Source organism: Noviherbaspirillum suwonense, assembly GCF_900182955.1.
GTDB classification, from domain to species: domain Bacteria; phylum Pseudomonadota; class Gammaproteobacteria; order Burkholderiales; family Burkholderiaceae_D; genus Noviherbaspirillum_A; species Noviherbaspirillum_A suwonense.
Window position 1 is genome coordinate 179,584 of record NZ_FXUL01000001.1, and the last position, 16,867, is coordinate 196,450.

The 16,867-nt window shown below is 66.1% G+C and carries 15 protein-coding genes and 1 other RNA gene; 12 read left to right on the plus strand and 4 right to left on the minus strand.

What is annotated here, in order from left to right:
- Positions 1-126: 126 nt before the first annotated feature.
- Positions 127-1,062 (plus strand): Bug family tripartite tricarboxylate transporter substrate binding protein, encoded by a 936-nt coding sequence (locus QOL82_RS00820; protein WP_283440322.1) that lies wholly within the window; start codon positions 127-129, stop codon positions 1,060-1,062.
- Between the two features lie 71 nt (positions 1,063-1,133).
- Here the strand turns inward: QOL82_RS00820 and QOL82_RS00825 are convergent, their stop codons facing one another.
- Positions 1,134-1,313 carry a hypothetical protein gene (locus tag QOL82_RS00825; RefSeq protein WP_283440323.1) on the minus strand — a complete coding sequence of 60 codons (180 nt, stop codon included), beginning with the start codon at positions 1,311-1,313 and terminating at the stop codon, positions 1,134-1,136.
- Positions 1,310-3,052, minus strand: coding sequence for an FAD-dependent oxidoreductase (locus tag QOL82_RS00830; RefSeq protein WP_283440324.1), 1,743 nt, complete (start codon positions 3,050-3,052; stop codon positions 1,310-1,312). Before QOL82_RS00830 ends, QOL82_RS00825 begins: the two co-directional genes overlap by 4 nt.
- Positions 3,053-3,285: 233 nt before the next feature.
- Between QOL82_RS00830 and QOL82_RS00835 the strand changes: the two genes are divergently transcribed.
- The 7 genes from QOL82_RS00835 to QOL82_RS00865 all read left to right on the plus strand — a co-directional run bounded on the left by QOL82_RS00835 (position 3,286) and on the right by QOL82_RS00865 (position 8,611).
- Complete coding sequence (locus tag QOL82_RS00835) at positions 3,286-3,531, plus strand: GlsB/YeaQ/YmgE family stress response membrane protein (protein ID WP_283440325.1); 246 nt, start codon at positions 3,286-3,288, stop codon at positions 3,529-3,531.
- A gap of 130 nt (positions 3,532-3,661) precedes the next feature.
- Complete coding sequence (locus QOL82_RS00840; protein ID WP_283440326.1) at positions 3,662-3,859, plus strand: hypothetical protein; 198 nt, start codon at positions 3,662-3,664, stop codon at positions 3,857-3,859.
- 237 nt (positions 3,860-4,096) lie between these two features.
- The gene (gene epsC, locus QOL82_RS00845) at positions 4,097-5,026 is read left to right on the plus strand and encodes a serine O-acetyltransferase EpsC (RefSeq protein WP_283440327.1); all 930 of its coding nucleotides are present in this window, start codon (positions 4,097-4,099) and stop codon (positions 5,024-5,026) included.
- Between the two features lie 129 nt (positions 5,027-5,155).
- Entirely contained in the window at positions 5,156-6,271 is a 1,116-nt protein-coding gene (ribBA, locus tag QOL82_RS00850; protein WP_283440328.1) for a bifunctional 3,4-dihydroxy-2-butanone-4-phosphate synthase/GTP cyclohydrolase II, read from the plus strand.
- A 73-nt stretch (positions 6,272-6,344) separates the two neighbouring features.
- Entirely contained in the window at positions 6,345-6,830 is a 486-nt protein-coding gene (gene ribH, locus QOL82_RS00855) for a 6,7-dimethyl-8-ribityllumazine synthase (protein WP_283440329.1), read from the plus strand.
- Positions 6,831-6,900: 70 nt separating this feature from the next.
- A complete protein-coding gene (gene nusB / locus QOL82_RS00860; protein ID WP_283440330.1) occupies positions 6,901-7,371 on the plus strand; it encodes a transcription antitermination factor NusB in 471 nt (156 codons plus the stop codon).
- 70 nt (positions 7,372-7,441) lie between these two features.
- Positions 7,442-8,611 carry a pyridoxal phosphate-dependent aminotransferase gene (locus tag QOL82_RS00865; RefSeq protein WP_283440331.1) on the plus strand — a complete coding sequence of 390 codons (1,170 nt, stop codon included), beginning with the start codon at positions 7,442-7,444 and terminating at the stop codon, positions 8,609-8,611.
- Between the two features lie 60 nt (positions 8,612-8,671).
- On the opposite strand, the gene QOL82_RS00870 is transcribed toward QOL82_RS00865, so the two are convergent.
- The gene (locus tag QOL82_RS00870) at positions 8,672-9,649 is read right to left on the minus strand and encodes a lytic transglycosylase domain-containing protein (protein WP_283440332.1); all 978 of its coding nucleotides are present in this window, start codon (positions 9,647-9,649) and stop codon (positions 8,672-8,674) included.
- A 546-nt stretch (positions 9,650-10,195) separates the two neighbouring features.
- Here QOL82_RS00870 and ubiD point away from each other — a divergent pair.
- Together ubiD and ffs are read left to right on the plus strand one after the other, a co-directional pair.
- A complete protein-coding gene (gene ubiD, locus QOL82_RS00875) occupies positions 10,196-11,680 on the plus strand; it encodes a 4-hydroxy-3-polyprenylbenzoate decarboxylase (protein WP_283440333.1) in 1,485 nt (494 codons plus the stop codon).
- 102 nt (positions 11,681-11,782) lie between these two features.
- Positions 11,783-11,881, plus strand: an RNA gene (gene ffs, locus QOL82_RS00880) — signal recognition particle sRNA small type.
- Between the two features lie 50 nt (positions 11,882-11,931).
- Here the strand turns inward: ffs and QOL82_RS00885 are convergent.
- Positions 11,932-12,429, minus strand: coding sequence for a MarR family winged helix-turn-helix transcriptional regulator (locus QOL82_RS00885; protein ID WP_283440334.1), 498 nt, complete (start codon positions 12,427-12,429; stop codon positions 11,932-11,934).
- 99 nt (positions 12,430-12,528) lie between these two features.
- Here QOL82_RS00885 and QOL82_RS00890 point away from each other — a divergent pair, with 99 nt between their 5' ends.
- Together QOL82_RS00890 and QOL82_RS00895 are read left to right on the plus strand one after the other, a co-directional pair.
- Positions 12,529-13,668 (plus strand): efflux RND transporter periplasmic adaptor subunit, encoded by a 1,140-nt coding sequence (locus QOL82_RS00890; protein WP_283440335.1) that lies wholly within the window; start codon positions 12,529-12,531, stop codon positions 13,666-13,668.
- A 33-nt stretch (positions 13,669-13,701) separates the two neighbouring features.
- Positions 13,702-16,803 carry an efflux RND transporter permease subunit gene (locus tag QOL82_RS00895; RefSeq protein ID WP_283440336.1) on the plus strand — a complete coding sequence of 1,034 codons (3,102 nt, stop codon included), beginning with the start codon at positions 13,702-13,704 and terminating at the stop codon, positions 16,801-16,803.
- The last annotated feature ends 64 nt before the right edge of the window (positions 16,804-16,867 follow it).

Consider the following 16,867-nt stretch of genomic DNA (forward strand, 5'->3'; position numbering starts at 1 on the left):
TGGCCCAGAGCCGGATTGAACGATAATGTCAGCCGGTTTCCGCGTGCCGGATGGCGGCGGAACCGGTCCATAACAATCCTGACGGAGATATGCATGTTTTTTGAAAAGACAGTCCGGCGCTGCGCTATGCTCGCCGCCCTCGCGCTGCCGCTTGCCGCGGCCGCATTCCCCACGCAGCCGGTCGAATGGGTGGTGCCTTACGCGGCGGGAGGCGGCTCCGACGTCGTCGCCCGGGTGGTCGCAACCGAGATGACGAAGACGCTGGGGCAGTCCATCATCATCAACAACAAGCCGGGCGCCGGCACCAACATCGGCGCGTCCTATGCGGCCAGGGCCAATGCGGACGGCCACGTGGTGCTGACCGCAGACACCGCGACGCTTGCCGCCAACCCCTTCCTGTACAGCAAGCCCGGCTACGACGCCGAGAAGGATTTCGCGCCGGTGGGCCTGATGGCCCGTTTCCCGATGCTGCTGGTGGTGAACCCGCAGGTGCCGGTCAAGGACCTGAAGGAATTTCTCGCATGGGCCAAGGCGCAGCCCAATCCGCCGGCCTTCGGCACGCCGGGCGCCGGCAGTCCGCATCACCTGGCCACCGAGCTGTTTGCCGACATGGCCGGGCTCAAGCTGATCCATGCGCCGTACAAGGGCGCGGCGCCGGCGGTGCAGGACGTGATGGGCGGGCAGGTGCCGTTCATGTTCGTCGACACGGCCAGCGGCGCGCCGCATATCAAGGCCGGCAAGCTGAAAGCCATCGGCGTGGCCAGCCTGAAGCGGGTGCCCAACTTCGAGACCATCCCGACGCTGGACGAGCAGGGGATGAAGGGTTTCGAGGCCTATGCATGGCAGGGCATGGTGGCGCCGGCGAAGACGCCGGCCGCCAATATCGAGATCCTGAACAAGGCGCTGGTCAAGGCCCTCGGCACCGACGCGGCGAAAGAGCGTTTCCAGACGCTGGGCCTGGAAGCGATCCCGAGCAGCCCGCAGGAGATGGCCGCCTATGCGAAGGCGGAGCGGGAAAAGTGGGGCAAGGTCATCAAGGCCAAGGGCATCAAGCTGGACTAGCATGATGCCTGGGCATGATGCTGCAGGCTGGGCGTCATGCCGCTGCTGTCGGCGGGCCGGCAGCACCCGCGCTAGCCGGCCATGTCCTCGGCGGCGTCGCCGATGATGCGCAGCGCCGCCGCCGGGTCGTCGATGCGCTGGATCGCCAGCAGCGCGAAGCGGGCGAGGAACAGCGCCGTCTTGTCCGGGCCGAGTTCCGTCATGGTCCGGCACAACTGCGTGTAGACCGCGTCGAGTTCATTGTCCTTCATGCTGTTTTCCTTTCGATGTGCCGCGCTTGCGGATGCAGCACGCGCCCGATGGCCGCCGTCAGCGTGGCCGCGTCCGGCGCATGCCAGCGGCCGATCACGTGGCCGTCGGGCCGGACGAGGTAGACGCTTCCGGGACGGGCGCCGTACAGGCCGAACAATCGGCCGGTATGGTCCTGCGCCACTACGCCCGGCCCCGGGCCGGCACGGTCGCAGGCCAGGCGCGTCAGCTGTATCAGTTGCAGCGGCAGCGTCCTTTCCCGCATCGCGCGCAGGAAGCTTTCCATGGCCTCGTCCAGCCTGCCGTCCTCGCTGAAATGCAGCACGCCGAATCCCGGCCCAACCAGGTCGGTCAGGTACGCTTGCGATGCACGCCCGTCGCGCAGTACCGTCACCGGGCATTCCGGCAGCACCGCGCCCGGCAGCGGGCCGGCAGTCCAGCCTGCATCCTCCGCCTGCGGCGCATTCAGCGGCGAGCCCGCATAGGTGATGGCCGAACTCTGGCGCGGATTGATCAGCGCGCGCACGCCTGCATGCCTGGCCGCCAGGCTCAGCACCGCGGTGCGCATCAGGTCGAATGCGAACGAGGGCGGGGCCATGAACTCGGTGCTCTTGGTGCCATGGCTCAGGTTCTCGTGGGCCGCCGCGACCCGTTCGCTCGAATAGCTGTCGATCAGGCCCTCGCCGGCCAGCCCCCTGATCACATAGGCCAGCTTCCAGGCCGCATTGTCGGCATCGTCGATGCCCGAGTTGGCGCCGCGAACGCCGAAGATCGGCACCAGGTGGGCGGCGTCGCCGGCAAACAGCACGCGGCCATGGCGATAGCGCTCCAGCGTCAGCGCATTGGCCTTGTACATCGTGATCCAGATCGGCGCCCAGGGACCGCGCTCGCCCATCATGTCGAGCAGGCTCTGCACCCGCGGCAGCACATTCTCCGGCTTCACCGCTTCCTCCGGGTCCTCGCCGTCGCGCACCTGGTAGTCGATGCGCCAGACGTTGTCCGGCTGCTTGTGCACCAGCACGGTGGAGCCGGGATTGCAGGGCGGGTCGAAATAGGCCAGGCGTTCGGTCGGCCGCCGGCTCTCCAGCGCGATATCGACGATCACATAGCGGCCTTCGTAGCTGGCGCCCCGCAGCTGCAGGCCCAGCGCGTCGCGTATCCCGCTGCGGCCGCCGTCGCAGGCCAGCAGCCAGTCCGCCTCCAGCGCATAGCCGCCGTCCGGCGTGTCGAGCTGCAGCGTGACGCCGCTGCCGTTGTCGGCGACTGAAAGCGCCCGCGTCTGCCAGCGGATGTCGATCAGGTCCGGCTGCTTCATCGCCGCGTCCAGCAGGAACTGCTCGATATGGTATTGCGCCAGGTTGACCATGGGCGGCAGCTTCTGGTTCTCGTCCTGCGGCATCGTGAAATGCAGGACTTCGGCGTCCCGGTAGAAGCTGCGCCCGCCGGTCCATGGCAGGCCCTTTTCCAGGAAGGCGTCGGCTGCGCCCAGCCGCCCGATGATCTCCAGGCTGCGGCGCGAGATGCAGATGGCGCGGCTGCCGCTGCACACCGAGGCGTCGGCCTCGATCAGCACCGACGCAATGCCCTGGCGCGCCAGGCCGAGCGCGGCGGTCAGGCCCACCGGGCCGCCGCCGACGATGGCGACCGGATGCCGGCGCGCGTCCACGCCGTCTTTCAGCGGCGGGATGCGGGCCGGATACTGCACGGCGGCGAACGGGTAGGGCGCGAATGCAATGCTCATCGTCTTCTCCAGGCATCGTGCGATGCGGTAGCGGCACATGGTCAGGCAGCATTATCGCCGCCGGCGGGCGCAGGTGCAGGCGCTCGGTACGTCAGCGTACAGACACTCTGTTGCCCGGCATATACATTGAAAGTCCGGCAACAGCCACGGCGTTCCATCGTCAGCGCCAGCCGGACAAGGCGGCAGCCGAAAGCTGCCGCTCCTCGATACGCTGCACAAAAGGGAGAATAAAAATGGACCTGATCTGGTTTCTGGTTGTTGGACTCATCGCGGGCTGGCTGGCCAGCGCCATCGTCGGCGGCGGCTTCGGGCTGATCGGCGACATCGTCATCGGCGTCGTCGGCGCTTTCCTCGGCGGCTACCTGTTCCGCACCTTCGGCTTTTCCGCCGGCGGCGGCATGCTGGGCAGCATCATCGTCGCCACGGTCGGCGCGATCGTGCTGCTGCTCCTGCTGCGACTGGTGCGCCGCGCACGCTGACGCCGGGCCGGCGCGGCCTCCGCTGCGCCGGCAACCCGCCTTCCTTGCACGCGATTCCTCATTCTGAATCAAGCAGCGGCAGGGACGGCGGGGGTAGGATCGCCCTTTCACATACCTATCAGGGAATTACATGACCGATCCGCGCAATATCGCCCACGACAAGAAAGTCCAGCAAGAGAAAAAGCACCGCGGCGAGGAAATCGCTCCGGGCGCCGACGAGACGCCGCAGCCAGGCCGCAAGCCGCACATGGAAGAGCATGCGAAGGACAACGACGCCGGCACGTCGGACGAAGCGTCCAAGGACGGCGACACGTCGCAAGCCTCGTAATTCCGTACCAGGCGCTTCCTGCCGCGCAACGCGCGGGAAGCGCGCGCCGTCCCGGGCAACTGCAGCAACGCCCGCGGCGCATGGCCGGCCCGCCGCGCCTCCGCGACGCCGGCCGCCGATAGCGGCGCCCCATGCCGCCAGTCCGGCGCGGCCTTCCTGTGCGTTTCCCAACTCCCTTCTATAATCCTGAATCATCGTAAGCGCGCCGAACCGGCCGCCAGACCTACAGGAAATACTATGGCTGATACTCATCCCGGCGCCGCCCCGGCCCAGGTTCACTGGAACCTCGACCCGGTCGTCGAACAACTGCGCATGTCGCGCGAAGTCACGCACAAGATCCGGCACCAGGGCACGATACGCGAGCTGCCGTCGAAGTCGGCGCTGGTCGGTATCCTGCACGGGCTGTGCGCGGTGCTGTTTCCGACACACTACGGGCGTGCCGGACTGACCGATGAAAGCATCGACTACTTCGTCGGCGACACGCTTAATACGACGCTGTCGCTATTGAGCGAGCAGGTGCGCCGCGGCCTGGTCTTCAATGCGGAGGCCCGCGGCCTGCCCGGCGCCGAGCTCGGCGAGCGCGCGGTGCGCATCACCCGCGAGTTCGCCAGCCAGCTGCCGTCGATCCGCGCGCTGCTGGTCAGCGACCTGCAGGCCGCCTACCAGGGCGACCCGGCGGCCACCAGCATCGCCGAAATCCTGCTCTGCTATCCGGGCACCGTGGCGGTGATCTACTACCGGCTCGCGCATGCGCTCTACCTGCTGGGCTCGCAACTCGTTGCGCGCCTGATCTCCGACATCGCGCATTCCGACACCGGCATCGACATCCACCCGGGCGCGCAGATCGGCGGCAGCTTCTTCATCGACCACGGGACCGGCGTGGTGATCGGCCAGACCGCGGTCATCGGCCAGCATGTGCGGCTCTACCAGGCCGTGACGCTGGGCGCGCGGCGCTTCCCGGCCGACGAGACCGGCGCGCTGATCAAGGGCAATGCGCGCCACCCTATCGTCGAGGACGATGTGGTGATCTATGCCGGCGCCACCATCCTGGGCCGCATCACCATCGGCCGCGGTTCGACCATCGGCGGCAATGTCTGGCTCACGCGCGACGTGCCGCCGGGCAGCAACGTGTCGCAGGCGGACGCGCGCAGCAACTGCCCGGAGTAAGGAAAGGCGGCCAAGCGGCCCGCCGCGCCTGAAAAGCCGGCTTGCCGGGCCTGAAAAGGCGGCACGGCAATAAGCGCCGGGCGCGCGGGCAAATCCTTTAAAATAGCGGCCTGTCCCTGGAACCGTCTTATGTCTCTTTCAACAACGCAAGAAATCGTGGCCGAGCTCCGCGCCGGCCGCATGGTCATCCTGGTCGACGAGGAAGACCGCGAAAACGAGGGCGACCTGGTGCTCGCCGCCGAGTTCGTCACTCCCGAGGCGATCAACTTCATGGCCAAGTACGGCCGCGGCCTGATCTGCCTGACCCTGACCGAGGAACGCTGCGAGCAGCTCAACCTGCCGATGATGACCAGCCGCAACGGCACCTCGTACGGCACCAATTTCACCGTGTCGATCGAGGCCGCCGAGGGCGTCACCACCGGCATTTCGGCGGCCGACCGCGCCGCCACCATCAAGACCGCCGTGGCGCGCAACGCGCGGCCCGCCGACATCGTCCAGCCCGGCCACATCTTCCCGCTCAAGGCGCAGAAGGGCGGGGTGCTGATGCGCGCCGGCCATACCGAGGCCGGCTGCGACTTCGCCGAACTCGCCGGGCTGACGCCGGCCGCGGTGATCTGCGAGATCATGAACGATGACGGCACGATGGCCCGCCTGCCGGACCTGGTCGAATTCGGCCGGCAGCACGGCCTGAAGATCGGCACCATCGCCGACCTGATCCACTACCGCAGCCAGCATGAAAGCATCGTCGAGCGGGTCGCCGAACGCACGATGCGCACCGCGCAGGGCACGTTCCGCGCGATTGCCTACCGCGACACGCCCAGCGGCGGCGCCCACCTGGCGCTGGTCAACGGCGAACTCGCGCCGGAACTCGAAACCCTGGTGCGGGTCCATCAGCCGGTATCGATACTCGACCTGCTCGACACCGACCTGACCACGCATTCATGGAACATGGCGTCGGCGCTGGAGGCGATCAAGGCATCCGAGCGCGGCGTGGTCGTGCTGCTCAACTGCGAGGAATCGGCCGAGGAGATGCTGGCCCGCTTCGACGCGCTGGCCGCGCCGCAGGAACAGCGGCCGCCGTCGCGCAGCGCGCGCATGGACCTGCGCACCTACGGCATCGGCGCCCAGATCCTGAAAGACCTCGGCGTGCGCCGCATGACGCTGCTGGCCAGCCCGCGCAAGATGCCGTCGATGACAGGCTTCAACCTGGAAGTGATGGGTTTCAAGGCCTGTCCCGGCAACTGAAAATTCCGTGGACGCAGGCATGGCCTGTCGTCCGCTCAACGAACAAGGCGCTAATCGCGCATGAAGGAACAACATGACAGTCGGCACATATGAACGCAACCTGGATGGCCAGGGCCTGCGCATCGGGATCGTCCAGGCGCGTTTCAACGAGGACGTCTGCCATGGCCTGCTGTCTTCCTGCCTGGCCGAACTGAAGCGCCTGGGCGTGGCGGACGAGGATGTGCTGCATGTCACCGTTCCTGGCGCGCTGGAAATCCCGCTGGCGCTGCAAAAAATGGCTGAAACCCACCAGTTCGATGCGCTGATCGCGCTCGGCGCGGTGATACGCGGCGAGACCTACCATTTCGAGCTGGTGTCCAACGAATCCGGCGCCGGCATCACCCGCGTCGGGCTGGACTATGGCATCCCGATCGCGAATGCGGTGCTGACGACGGAGACCGACGAGCAGGCCGAAGCCCGCATGGCGGAAAAGGGTGCGGACGCCGGCCGCGTGGCGGTTGAAATGGCCAACCTGACGCTGGCGCTGGAAGAACTGGCCGAGGTCAGCGAGGAAGAGTAGGCCACGCCGGCCGGCACATTCCGATCGTTTCAAATTTAATCATGTCCGCCCCGTGCGGACCAAGGCTGTCATGAACACGAAATCCCAGCACGCCAACCCCAGCAAGAACCGCACACCGCGCCACCGCGCGCGCGAGTTCGCGCTGCAGGGCCTTTACCAGTGGCTGCTCAGCAATGAAGACTCCGGCGTCATCGACGCCCATATCCGCCAGGCGCATGGCTTCGACAAGGCTGACGCCGCGCATTTCGACGCGCTGCTGCATGGCGCGATCCGCGACGTGGCCAGGCTGCGCCAAAAGATATCCCCGCTAATCGACCGGCCGCTGGACCAGCTGTCGCCGATCGAGCATGCGGCGCTGCTGATCGGCACCTACGAGCTCGAGCACCATCTCGAGATCCCGTACAAGGTCGTCATCAACGAGGCGGTCGAGCTGACCAAGTCCTTCGGCGGCATCGACGGCCACAAGTATGTCAACGGCGTGCTCGACAAGCTGGCGGCACAGATACGCACGGTGGAAACCGGCGCGGCCCGCGGCGCCTGAAACCCCGGACGGGCCGCAGCGGCCCGTTCCAGCCTGACCCCTTTTTTCCGACCTGCATGGAGTTTCCCGGATGGACCTGAATCGTCTTGCGTCCCGCCTCGACCATATCGCGCCGTTCCACGTGATGGAGCTGGCCAAGATGGCGAGCGAACTGGAGCGGGATGGCCGCAGCATCATCCACATGGGCATAGGCGAGCCCGACTTCACCGCGCCGGCGCCGGTCATCGAGGCGGCGACCCGGGCCATGGCCGACGGCAAGCTGCAGTACACGGCTGCGACCGGCCTGCCAGCGTTGCAGCGGGCGATCTCGGAACATTACCGCTCGGTGTACGGGCTCGATATCGCGCCTGAACGCATCGTCGTGACCGCCGGCGCGTCGGCCGCGCTGCTGCTGGCCTGCGCCGCGCTGGTCGAGCCGGGCGCGGAAGTGCTGATGCCGGACCCGTCCTACCCGTGCAACCGGCATTTCGTCGCCGCCTTCGAAGGACGGGCGCGGATGATCCCGAGCGGCCCGGCGGAGCGTTTCCAGCTGTCCGAGGCGATGGTCAGAGAAAACTGGAACGAGGCGACGCGCGGCGTGCTGCTGGCGTCGCCGTCCAACCCGACCGGCACCTCGATCGCGCATGACGAGCTGGCGCGCATCGCGGCCGTGGTGCGGGAGAAGGGCGGCTTCACCATCGTCGACGAGATCTACCAGGGCCTGACCTATGACGAAGCGCCGTTCTCGGCGCTGTCGCTGGGCGAGGACATCATCGTCATCAACAGCTTTTCCAAGTATTTCAACATGACCGGCTGGCGGCTGGGCTGGCTGGTGGTGCCCCCGGACATGGTGCGGGCGATCGAGAAGCTGTCGCAGAACCTGTTCATCTGCGCATCCAGCATCGCGCAGCATGCGGGCCTGGCCTGTTTCACGCCGGAAGCCATCGCCATCTTCGAGGCGCGCAAGGCCGAATTCAGGCGCCGCCGCGACTACATCGTGCCGGCGCTGCGGGAACTGGGCTTCGGGGTGCCGGTGACGCCGGACGGCGCATTCTATGTATATGCGGACTGCAGCGCGCTGGCGGACGACGCCGATGCGCTGACGGTGCGCATGCTCAACGAGGCGGGCGTGGTGCTGGTGCCGGGCCTGGATTTCGGACCGTCCACCGCGCGCCAGTACATCCGCGTGTCCTATGCGACGTCGATGGAGAACCTGCAGGAAGCGGTGGCGCGGCTGCGCCGCTTTTTCGGGCGCGCCTGACGCAAATGCCGCCCGGGAGGGCGGCATGTCGATACGACATCAAGGCAAGGCGCAGCCCGGTCAGAGCGCGGCGACGATGCCTTCCTGGTCGGCTTCCTGGTTGCGCAGGTCATGCCGGTCGGCCTGGGTCAGCACATCCACCTTGTCATCGGCCACCGGCGCGACGGGCTTGGGCGGCGTCTTGGCGACCACCGTCGCGGGAGGCGGCGCCGACGTCGTGGTCACCGGCACGTTCTTGCCGTTGGCGACATCCTTCAGCCGCTTGTATTCGGCCAGCACCTTGTAGCCGTAGCCTGCATCGTTCTCGAACGCAGCGGCGCCGACATACATCTTGAGGCCGGACTCGATGGAGCCGCCGCGGCTGACGTATTCCTTCAGGATGGTCGCGCCGACCTTGATATTGGCCACCGGGTTCAGCGCCGCCTTGACGCCGCCCAGGTGCTGGAACTTGTCATGGTGCACCTTGGACATCACCTGCATCAGGCCCTGCGCGCCGACCGGGCTTTCCGCGAACGGATTGAAGCCGGATTCGATCGCCATTACCGCCAGCACCAACAGCGGATCGATCTTCACTTCCCTGGCCGTGTTGTAGGTCGCGCTGACCAGCATATTGGTCGCATCGCCGGCGACGCGGTAGCGCTTGGACAGCCAGTTCGTCACCCACTTCTGCTCGCGCGGGGCGGCGTCCTTCTGGTCAACGACAGATAACTTGGCGACATGCTCGGCGTGAGCGGCCGCGGCCGCGACCGGGGCAGTCGCCGGTTCGGCCACGGCCGGTTTCGCCGCGACGTCCGGTTTCTTTTGCGCGACGACGATGCCAGTCGGCGCGGGGACAGTCGCGGGCGCCGCCGGGGCGCTTGCCTGCATCGTGGTCTTTGCGGCGAAGGGCGACATCGCCTTCAGGTGGTCGGTCAGTTCGGGCTTGACGAACATCACGCCGATCGCGCCGATTGCGCAGACGCCTGCGCCCATCACCGCGCGGTGCGCGGCCATGCGTAAAACCTTGGTCCTGCCAGGCGCGGCAAACAGTGCGCGCAATCGCGCTCCTGAAGCCGCCCCGGGCGCCGGTTCGGCACCCTGTTCGCCCGTTGGCCCTATTAGACTCGGCAACATTTTTCCTCCTCTATCAGCGCGGCAAAGCCATCCCCGGACAGTCGCTGTCCATGGAAAAAAACGATTGCTTGACTTGCCGTGCACCAGAATGATCGTTTGCCTGTGCTGGGAGCAGGGGGCAAACGGCGGAGTCATCGATCACGAGCCGCGGCCATGTGGTGGCGGGCTAGCGTGTCGACAACGTTGTCGGGGGATAAGGCTGACGCCTTGCGAAAACACTCCTTAAAATGTCATGTGGGGCCCCGAACCCCGTAAGCTTGTCATTCGTCAGGTTAGTGTTTTTTTGCTAACCCGGCGACTGCATTTGGCCGCATTGTAGTAACCGGGATATATCCAGTCAATAATATAAAAGTTATTTTCCATAACTTTTATGTCTAAAGGTCTGCTCGTTGACCTGTAAACCTGAGTAAAATCAGCAACTTGTGGCAGCCTTATCAACGAGTACCACTACTTTGAAAAATATCAACAAACATGAAATACGCTGATTTACGCGACTTTATTGCCCAATTGCATGCAATTGGCGAGCTTCGCCATGTCGCTGCACCGGTTTCGCCCTACCTTGAGATGACCGAAGTCTGCGACCGGGTGCTGCGCGCGGCCGGACCCGCGCTGATCTTCGACCATCCGACCGGGCATGACGTTCCCGTGCTGGCCAACCTGTTCGGCACGCCGCGGCGGGTCGCGCTGGGCATGGGCGCCGACGACGTGAGCGAGCTGCGCAAGATCGGCCACGTGCTCGCGACCCTGAAGGAGCCGGAGCCGCCCAAGGGCTTCCGCGACGTGCTGGGCCTGGGTTCGCTGGTGAAATCGGTCTGGGACATGGCGCCCAAGGAATTGCGCGGCGCGCGCTGCCACGAGATCGTCTGGGAAGGCAACGATGTGGACCTGGCGCGTCTCCCGATACAGCACTGCTGGCCGGGCGACATCGCGCCGCTGATCACCTGGGGCCTGGTGATCACGAAGGGGCCGCACAAGAAGCGCCAGAACCTCGGCATCTACCGGCAGCAGGTGCTCGGGCGCAACAAGGTCATCATGCGCTGGCTCGCGCACCGGGGCGGGGCGCTCGACTTCCGCGAGCATGGCATCGTCAGCCGCGGCCAGCCTTACCCGGTGGCGGTTGCGCTGGGAGCCGATCCGGCGACCATCCTGGGCGCGGTGACGCCAGTGCCCGACAGCCTGTCCGAATACCAGTTCGCCGGCCTGCTGCGCGGCAGCCGCACGGAGCTGGTCAAGGCCATCGGCAGCGAACTGCGGGTGCCGGCATCCGCCGAGATCGTGCTGGAAGGCCATATCTACCCGGACCAGAACCATCCGAGCGGCTACGAGCATGCGCTGGAAGGGCCGTATGGCGACCATACCGGCTACTACAACGAGCAGGACATGTTCCCGGTGTTCACGATCGACCGGATCACGATGCGGCGCGACCCGATCTACCATTCGACCTATACCGGCAAGCCGCCCGACGAGCCGGCCATCCTGGGCGTGGCGCTGAACGAGGTGTTCATCCCGCTGCTGCAGAAGCAGTTCCCGGAAATCACCGACTTCTACCTGCCGCCGGAAGGCTGCAGCTACCGGATGGCCGTGGTGCAGATGAAGAAAGCCTACGCCGGCCACGCGAAGCGGGTGATGTTCGGCGTCTGGAGCTTCCTGCGCCAGTTCATGTATACCAAGTTCATCGTGGTGGTGGACGAGGACGTGAATATCCGTGACTGGAAGGAAGTGATCTGGGCGATCACCACCCGCGTCGATCCGACACGGGATACGACGCTGGTTGACAATACGCCGATCGACTATCTCGACTTCGCGTCGCCGGTCAGCGGACTCGGCAGCAAGATGGGAATCGACGCGACCAACAAGTGGCCAGGGGAAACCAGCCGGGAGTGGGGCGTGCCGATCGAGATGAGCGGCGAGGTGAAGCAGAGGGTCGATGCGCTCTGGCAAAGCCTGGGCATCTGAAGCGATGCCTGGCCATGCGGCGTGACAGCGGCGGCCGGCCAGGAGGCGGGCGGCGCCAAGAATCCGCTGGACGCCGCCTGCTTTGCTGTTAAAATGCCGGCTGGCGGGCCCCTGCGCATTGTGGCACGGCCAACCTGGTCAGGTCGGGAACGAAGCAGCCACAGCCGTTCACCATAAGTGCCGCAGACAAGGCTCGCCTCCTTCGTTTCAGCTCGTCTTCCGCCGTTCTCCGCATTTTTCCCCCTGTTTTTCTATCGTCCGTCGCGCTCGGCCTGCAGGTTATTGCGTATCCGCGTCATCACCTGCGCGCACTGCTGCAGCTGTTCGATGTCCAGTCCGGCCATCATTTTTTCCCGCAGCCTGTCCGATAGCTGTTCGATGATCCGCACCTGGCCGGCCGCCGCCGGCGTCAGCACCGTATACTTGCGCCGCCGGTCTTCCGCGGACGCGACGCGGGCGATCCAGCCTTTCTGCTCCAGCTTGTCGAGCAGCCTGACCAGCGTCGGACCCTCGATGCCGAGGTTGCGGGCCAGGTCGGCCTGCATCAGGCCTTCGGGATTGCGTTGCAGCTGCAGCAGCACCAGGCGCATCGACAGATTCAGCCCGAGCGGCTTGAGCGCCCGGTTCATCTCGTAGCGCCAGGCGCGGGATGCCTCGCCGATGACGCGCCCGAGCAGCTTGGGCAGCATTTCCTTGTCGGGCAGGTTTTCCAGGTCTTTCCGCATGCCAAACTCGCTTTCAAAATTCATAGCCTGCTATGCTATCCTATTCGTTAGCATTGCTACCTAATTTCTCTGCGACATGCCTGGCGACAGACGGGCGCGCATTCAACCCTATTCATCGTCACCATGCGTTCTGCCCGCTCCTCGATCCTGATTGCCGCCGTATTACTGCTGGCCGCCGGCGGCGGCTACTATTATTACCAGGGCCGCCCGGCGCCGGCGGCGGCCAAGGCCGCGCCCGCGCAAAGCATCAAGAGCGGGGTGGCGCAGCAGAAGGACGTCGCCATCGTGGTGAGGGCCAACGGCTATGTCAGCGCCCTCAATACCGTCGACGTCCGGCCGCAGACCCAGAACATCGTGCGCCAGGTGCACGTGGTCGAGGGCCAGGACGTGCGCGCCGGCCAGCTGCTGTTTACGCTGGACCAGCGCAGCGACACGTCCAACGTCGACCGCGCCCGGGCGCAGGTGGCGCGCGGGCGCGCCGACCTGGTCGAGGCGGAAAACGCGCTGCGCCGCAACCAGGAACTGGCGGCGAAGAATTTCGTGTCGGCTGCCGTGGTCGACACCGCGCGCAGCAAGGTCGAGGCATTGCGCAGCACGCTGCAGGCCGATGAGGCGACGATCCGCAGCAGCGCCATCGCGCTGGGCAACAACCGCATCGTCGCCACCATGGACGGCCGCATCGGCGCCATCAGCGTGCATGCCGGCAGCCTGGCGCAGCCGGCCGGTCCGCCGATGCTGACCATTTCCCAGCTCGACCCGATCACCGTCAGCTTCGCGCTGCCCGAGCGCGAGCTGTCCATCCTGCTGGCCACTTACCCGAAAGGCAATGCGCCGGTAACGGCCGTGCTGGCGGGCGAGCGCAGCGTGCAGGGCGAACTGATCTTCATCGACAGCGCGTCGGACCCGCAGAGCGGCACCATCAAGATGAAGGCGCGCTTCGCCAATGGGCAGCGGCAGATGTGGCCGGGCACCTTCGTCAACGTGAGCCTGGTGTCGCGCACGCTGCCGCAGGCGGTGGTGATCCCGGCGCAGTCCGTCATTACCGGACCCACGGAAAAATTCGTCTACCTGGTCAGGCCGGACAACACGGTGGCGGCGCAGAAGGTAACCGTCGAGAACATCGACGGCGGCGAGGCAGTGGTCAGCGGCCTGAAAGCGGGGGAGCGCATCGTGGTCGAAGGCGCGCAGAACCTGCGCCCCGGCGCCAGGGTCAGGGAAACGCAGTCCGGGCAGAGCCAGCCCCGCACGCCTGCCGACGCCTGAGCCCCGCCACGCCCATCTCCTCCCGGACCCCACGTGAATATTTCCGAACTCTGCATACGCCGCCCGGTCATGACCGTGCTGCTGGCCATCGCCATCGTGGTCGCCGGCGCATTTGCCTACACGCGGCTGCCGATCGCCGCGCTGCCCAGCTATAACACCCCGGTCATCAACGTCACCGGCGTGCTGCCCGGCGCCAGCCCCGAAATCATGGCGGCGTCGGTGGCGACGCCGCTGGAAAAACAGTTCTCCACCATTGCCGGCCTTGCCACCATCAGCTCCACCAACACGCTGGGCAATACCTCGATCACGCTGGAGTTCGTCAGCGACCGCGACATCGACGCCGCCGCGGTCGACGTGCAGGCCGCGCTGCTGCGCGCGCAGCGCAGCCTGCCGGTGGAAATGACGGCGCTGCCGGCCTACCGCAAGGTCAACCCGGCGGACGCGCCGGTGCTGTCGATTGCGCTGACCTCGCCGTCGCTGTCGCTGTCGGACCTGAACGACTACGCGGAAAACCTGATCTCGCCATCGCTCTCCACCATCGACGGCGTCGCCCAGGTGGTCGTCTACGGCCAGCGCCGCTACGCGGTGCGGATCAAGGCGCGCCCCGAACAGCTTGCCGCGCGCAACATGAGCATGGATGAACTGGCCGCCGCCGTGCGCTCGGCCAATGCCAACAGCCCGGTGGGCGTGCTCGACGGCCCGCGCCAGAGCCTGACGCTGCAGGCCAACCGCCAGCTGCCCAATGCCGCCGCGTTCAGCGAACTGGTCATCAGCAGCCGCGACGGCGTGGTCACCAGGCTCAGGGACGTGGCCACGGTCGAGGACAGCGTCGAGTCCACCCGCAGCGGCAGCTGGCTGGGCCGCGAGCCGTCCATCGTGCTGGCGGTGCAGCGCCAGCCCAATGCGAACACGGTGGCGGTGGTGGATGCGGTCAAGGCCAGGCTGCCGCAGTTTCGGGAACAGATGCCGGCGTCGATCGAGGTCTCGGAGCTGAACGACCGCTCGGTGTCGATCCGCGAGGCGATCCACGACGTCAACTTCACGCTGGCCCTGACCGTGGTGCTGGTGGTGATGGTGATCTTCCTGTTCCTCAAGCGGCTGTCGGCCACCGCCATTCCGGTGGTGTCGCTGCCGATCTCGCTGATCGGCTGCTGCGGGCTGATGTACTGGCTGGGCTACAGCCTCGACAACATCTCGCTGCTGGGCATCACGATCGCGGTCGGCCTGGTGGTCGACGACGCCATCGTCATGCTGGAAAACATCGTGCGCCATATAGAAGACGGCATGGAGCCGATGCAGGCGGCGCTGCTGGGCTCGCGCGAGGTCGGCTTCACCATTCTTTCGATCTCGATCTCGCTGATCGCGGTCTTCATCCCGATCTTCTTCATGCCGGGCGTGATCGGCCTGATGTTCCACGAGTTTGCCGCGGTCGTGTCGCTGGCCATCATCGTCTCGGCGCTGGTGTCGCTGACGCTGGTGCCGATGCTGTGCAGCCGCTACCTGAAGCATGACAGCCACCAGAAGGACAACTGGCTGGGCCGCCATTTCGAGCGCGGCTTCAATGCGGTGCTCGACACCTACCGCCGCAGCCTGGACTGGTGCCTGAAGCACAACCTGCTGGTGCTGGCCGCTGCCATCGCCACCTTCGCGCTGACTGCGCTGATGTTTGCCAGCATGCCCAAGGGCTTTTTCCCGAACGAGGACATCGGCCAGATCAGCGTCACGCTGGAAGGGCCGCAGGATGCGTCCTACCAGGCGATGGAAGCGCTGACCAAGACCGCCGCCGAGATCATCGCCAACGATCCCAACGTCGAAACCGTGACGTCGCGCCTGTCGGACGGCACCAGCTCGCGGATGTTCCTCGGCCTCAAGCCGCGCAAGGAGAGGGAGTCGATGGACGCGGTGCTGGAGCAGCTGCGGCGCAAGGTGCGCGACGTGCCGGGCCTGTCGGTCTACCTGACGCCGGTGCAGAACCTGCGGCTGGGCGGGCGCATCAGCAAGAGCCGCTTCCAGTATGTGCTGCAGAGCGTGAAGGCCGAGGAACTCAACGGCTGGGCCGAGAAGATGCAGAACAGGATGCGCGCCGACCCGGTGTTCCGCGACGTCACCAGCGACTCGCAGCTGAAGGGCCTGCAGGCGATGGTGAACATCGACCGCGACCGCGCGAATGCGGCCGGGGTCCAGGTGCAGGACATCCGCACCGCGCTCTACAGCGCCTTCGGCGACCGCCAGGTGTCCACCATTTTCACCAGCAGCAACAGCTACCAGGTCATCCTGCAGGACGCCAACTGGGGCGGCCAGGACGAGGGCGACCTGAACAATATCTTCGTGCGCAGCAAGACCGGCGCGCTGGTGCCGCTGCTCAGCGTCGCCCGGGTGGAGCGGGCGGCCGGCGCGATCTCGGTCAATCACCAGGGGCAGCTGCAGGCGATCACCCTGTCATTCAACCTCGCGCCCGACGTGCCGCTGGGCGACGCCACCCGCAAGATAGACCAGTTCAAGGAAGAGCTGCGGCTGCCGGCCGACATCATCACCAGCTATGCCGGCGACGCCGCGGTGTTCCAGTCGTCGCAGGGCAGCCAGATCGTGCTGCTGGTGCTGGCGGTGGTGGTGATCTATATCCTGCTGGGCGTGCTGTATGAAAGCTATATCCACCCGATCACCATCCTGGCCGGCCTGCCGTCGGCGGTGGTGGGCGCGCTGCTGGCGCTGCGGCTGTTCAACTTCGAACTGACGCTGATTGCGACCATCGGCATCCTGATGCTGATCGGCATCGTGAAAAAGAACGCGATCATGATGATCGACTTCGCGCTCGACGCCCAGCGCAACCAGAGCATGGCCCCGGCCGAGGCGATCCGTTCGGCCTGCCTGTTGCGCTTCCGGCCCATCATGATGACCACGCTGGCCGCGCTGATGGGCGCGCTGCCGATCGCGCTGGGCCTGGGCGCCGGCGCCGAGCTACGCCAGCCGCTGGGCGTGGCCATCGTCGGCGGCCTGCTGGTGTCGCAGGTGATCACGCTGTTCATCACGCCGGTGATTTATTTGTTCCTGGACCGGTATAGCGGGGCAGGGCCGCTGACGGTGACGCTGGATGCGCCGGCGCCAGCGCCAGCGCCGCAGCATCGGCTTTCGTGATTGGTGACTGGTGAATGGTGTAATAAGCGCAAGCGCATTACACCATTCGCCGATAACCCACAGG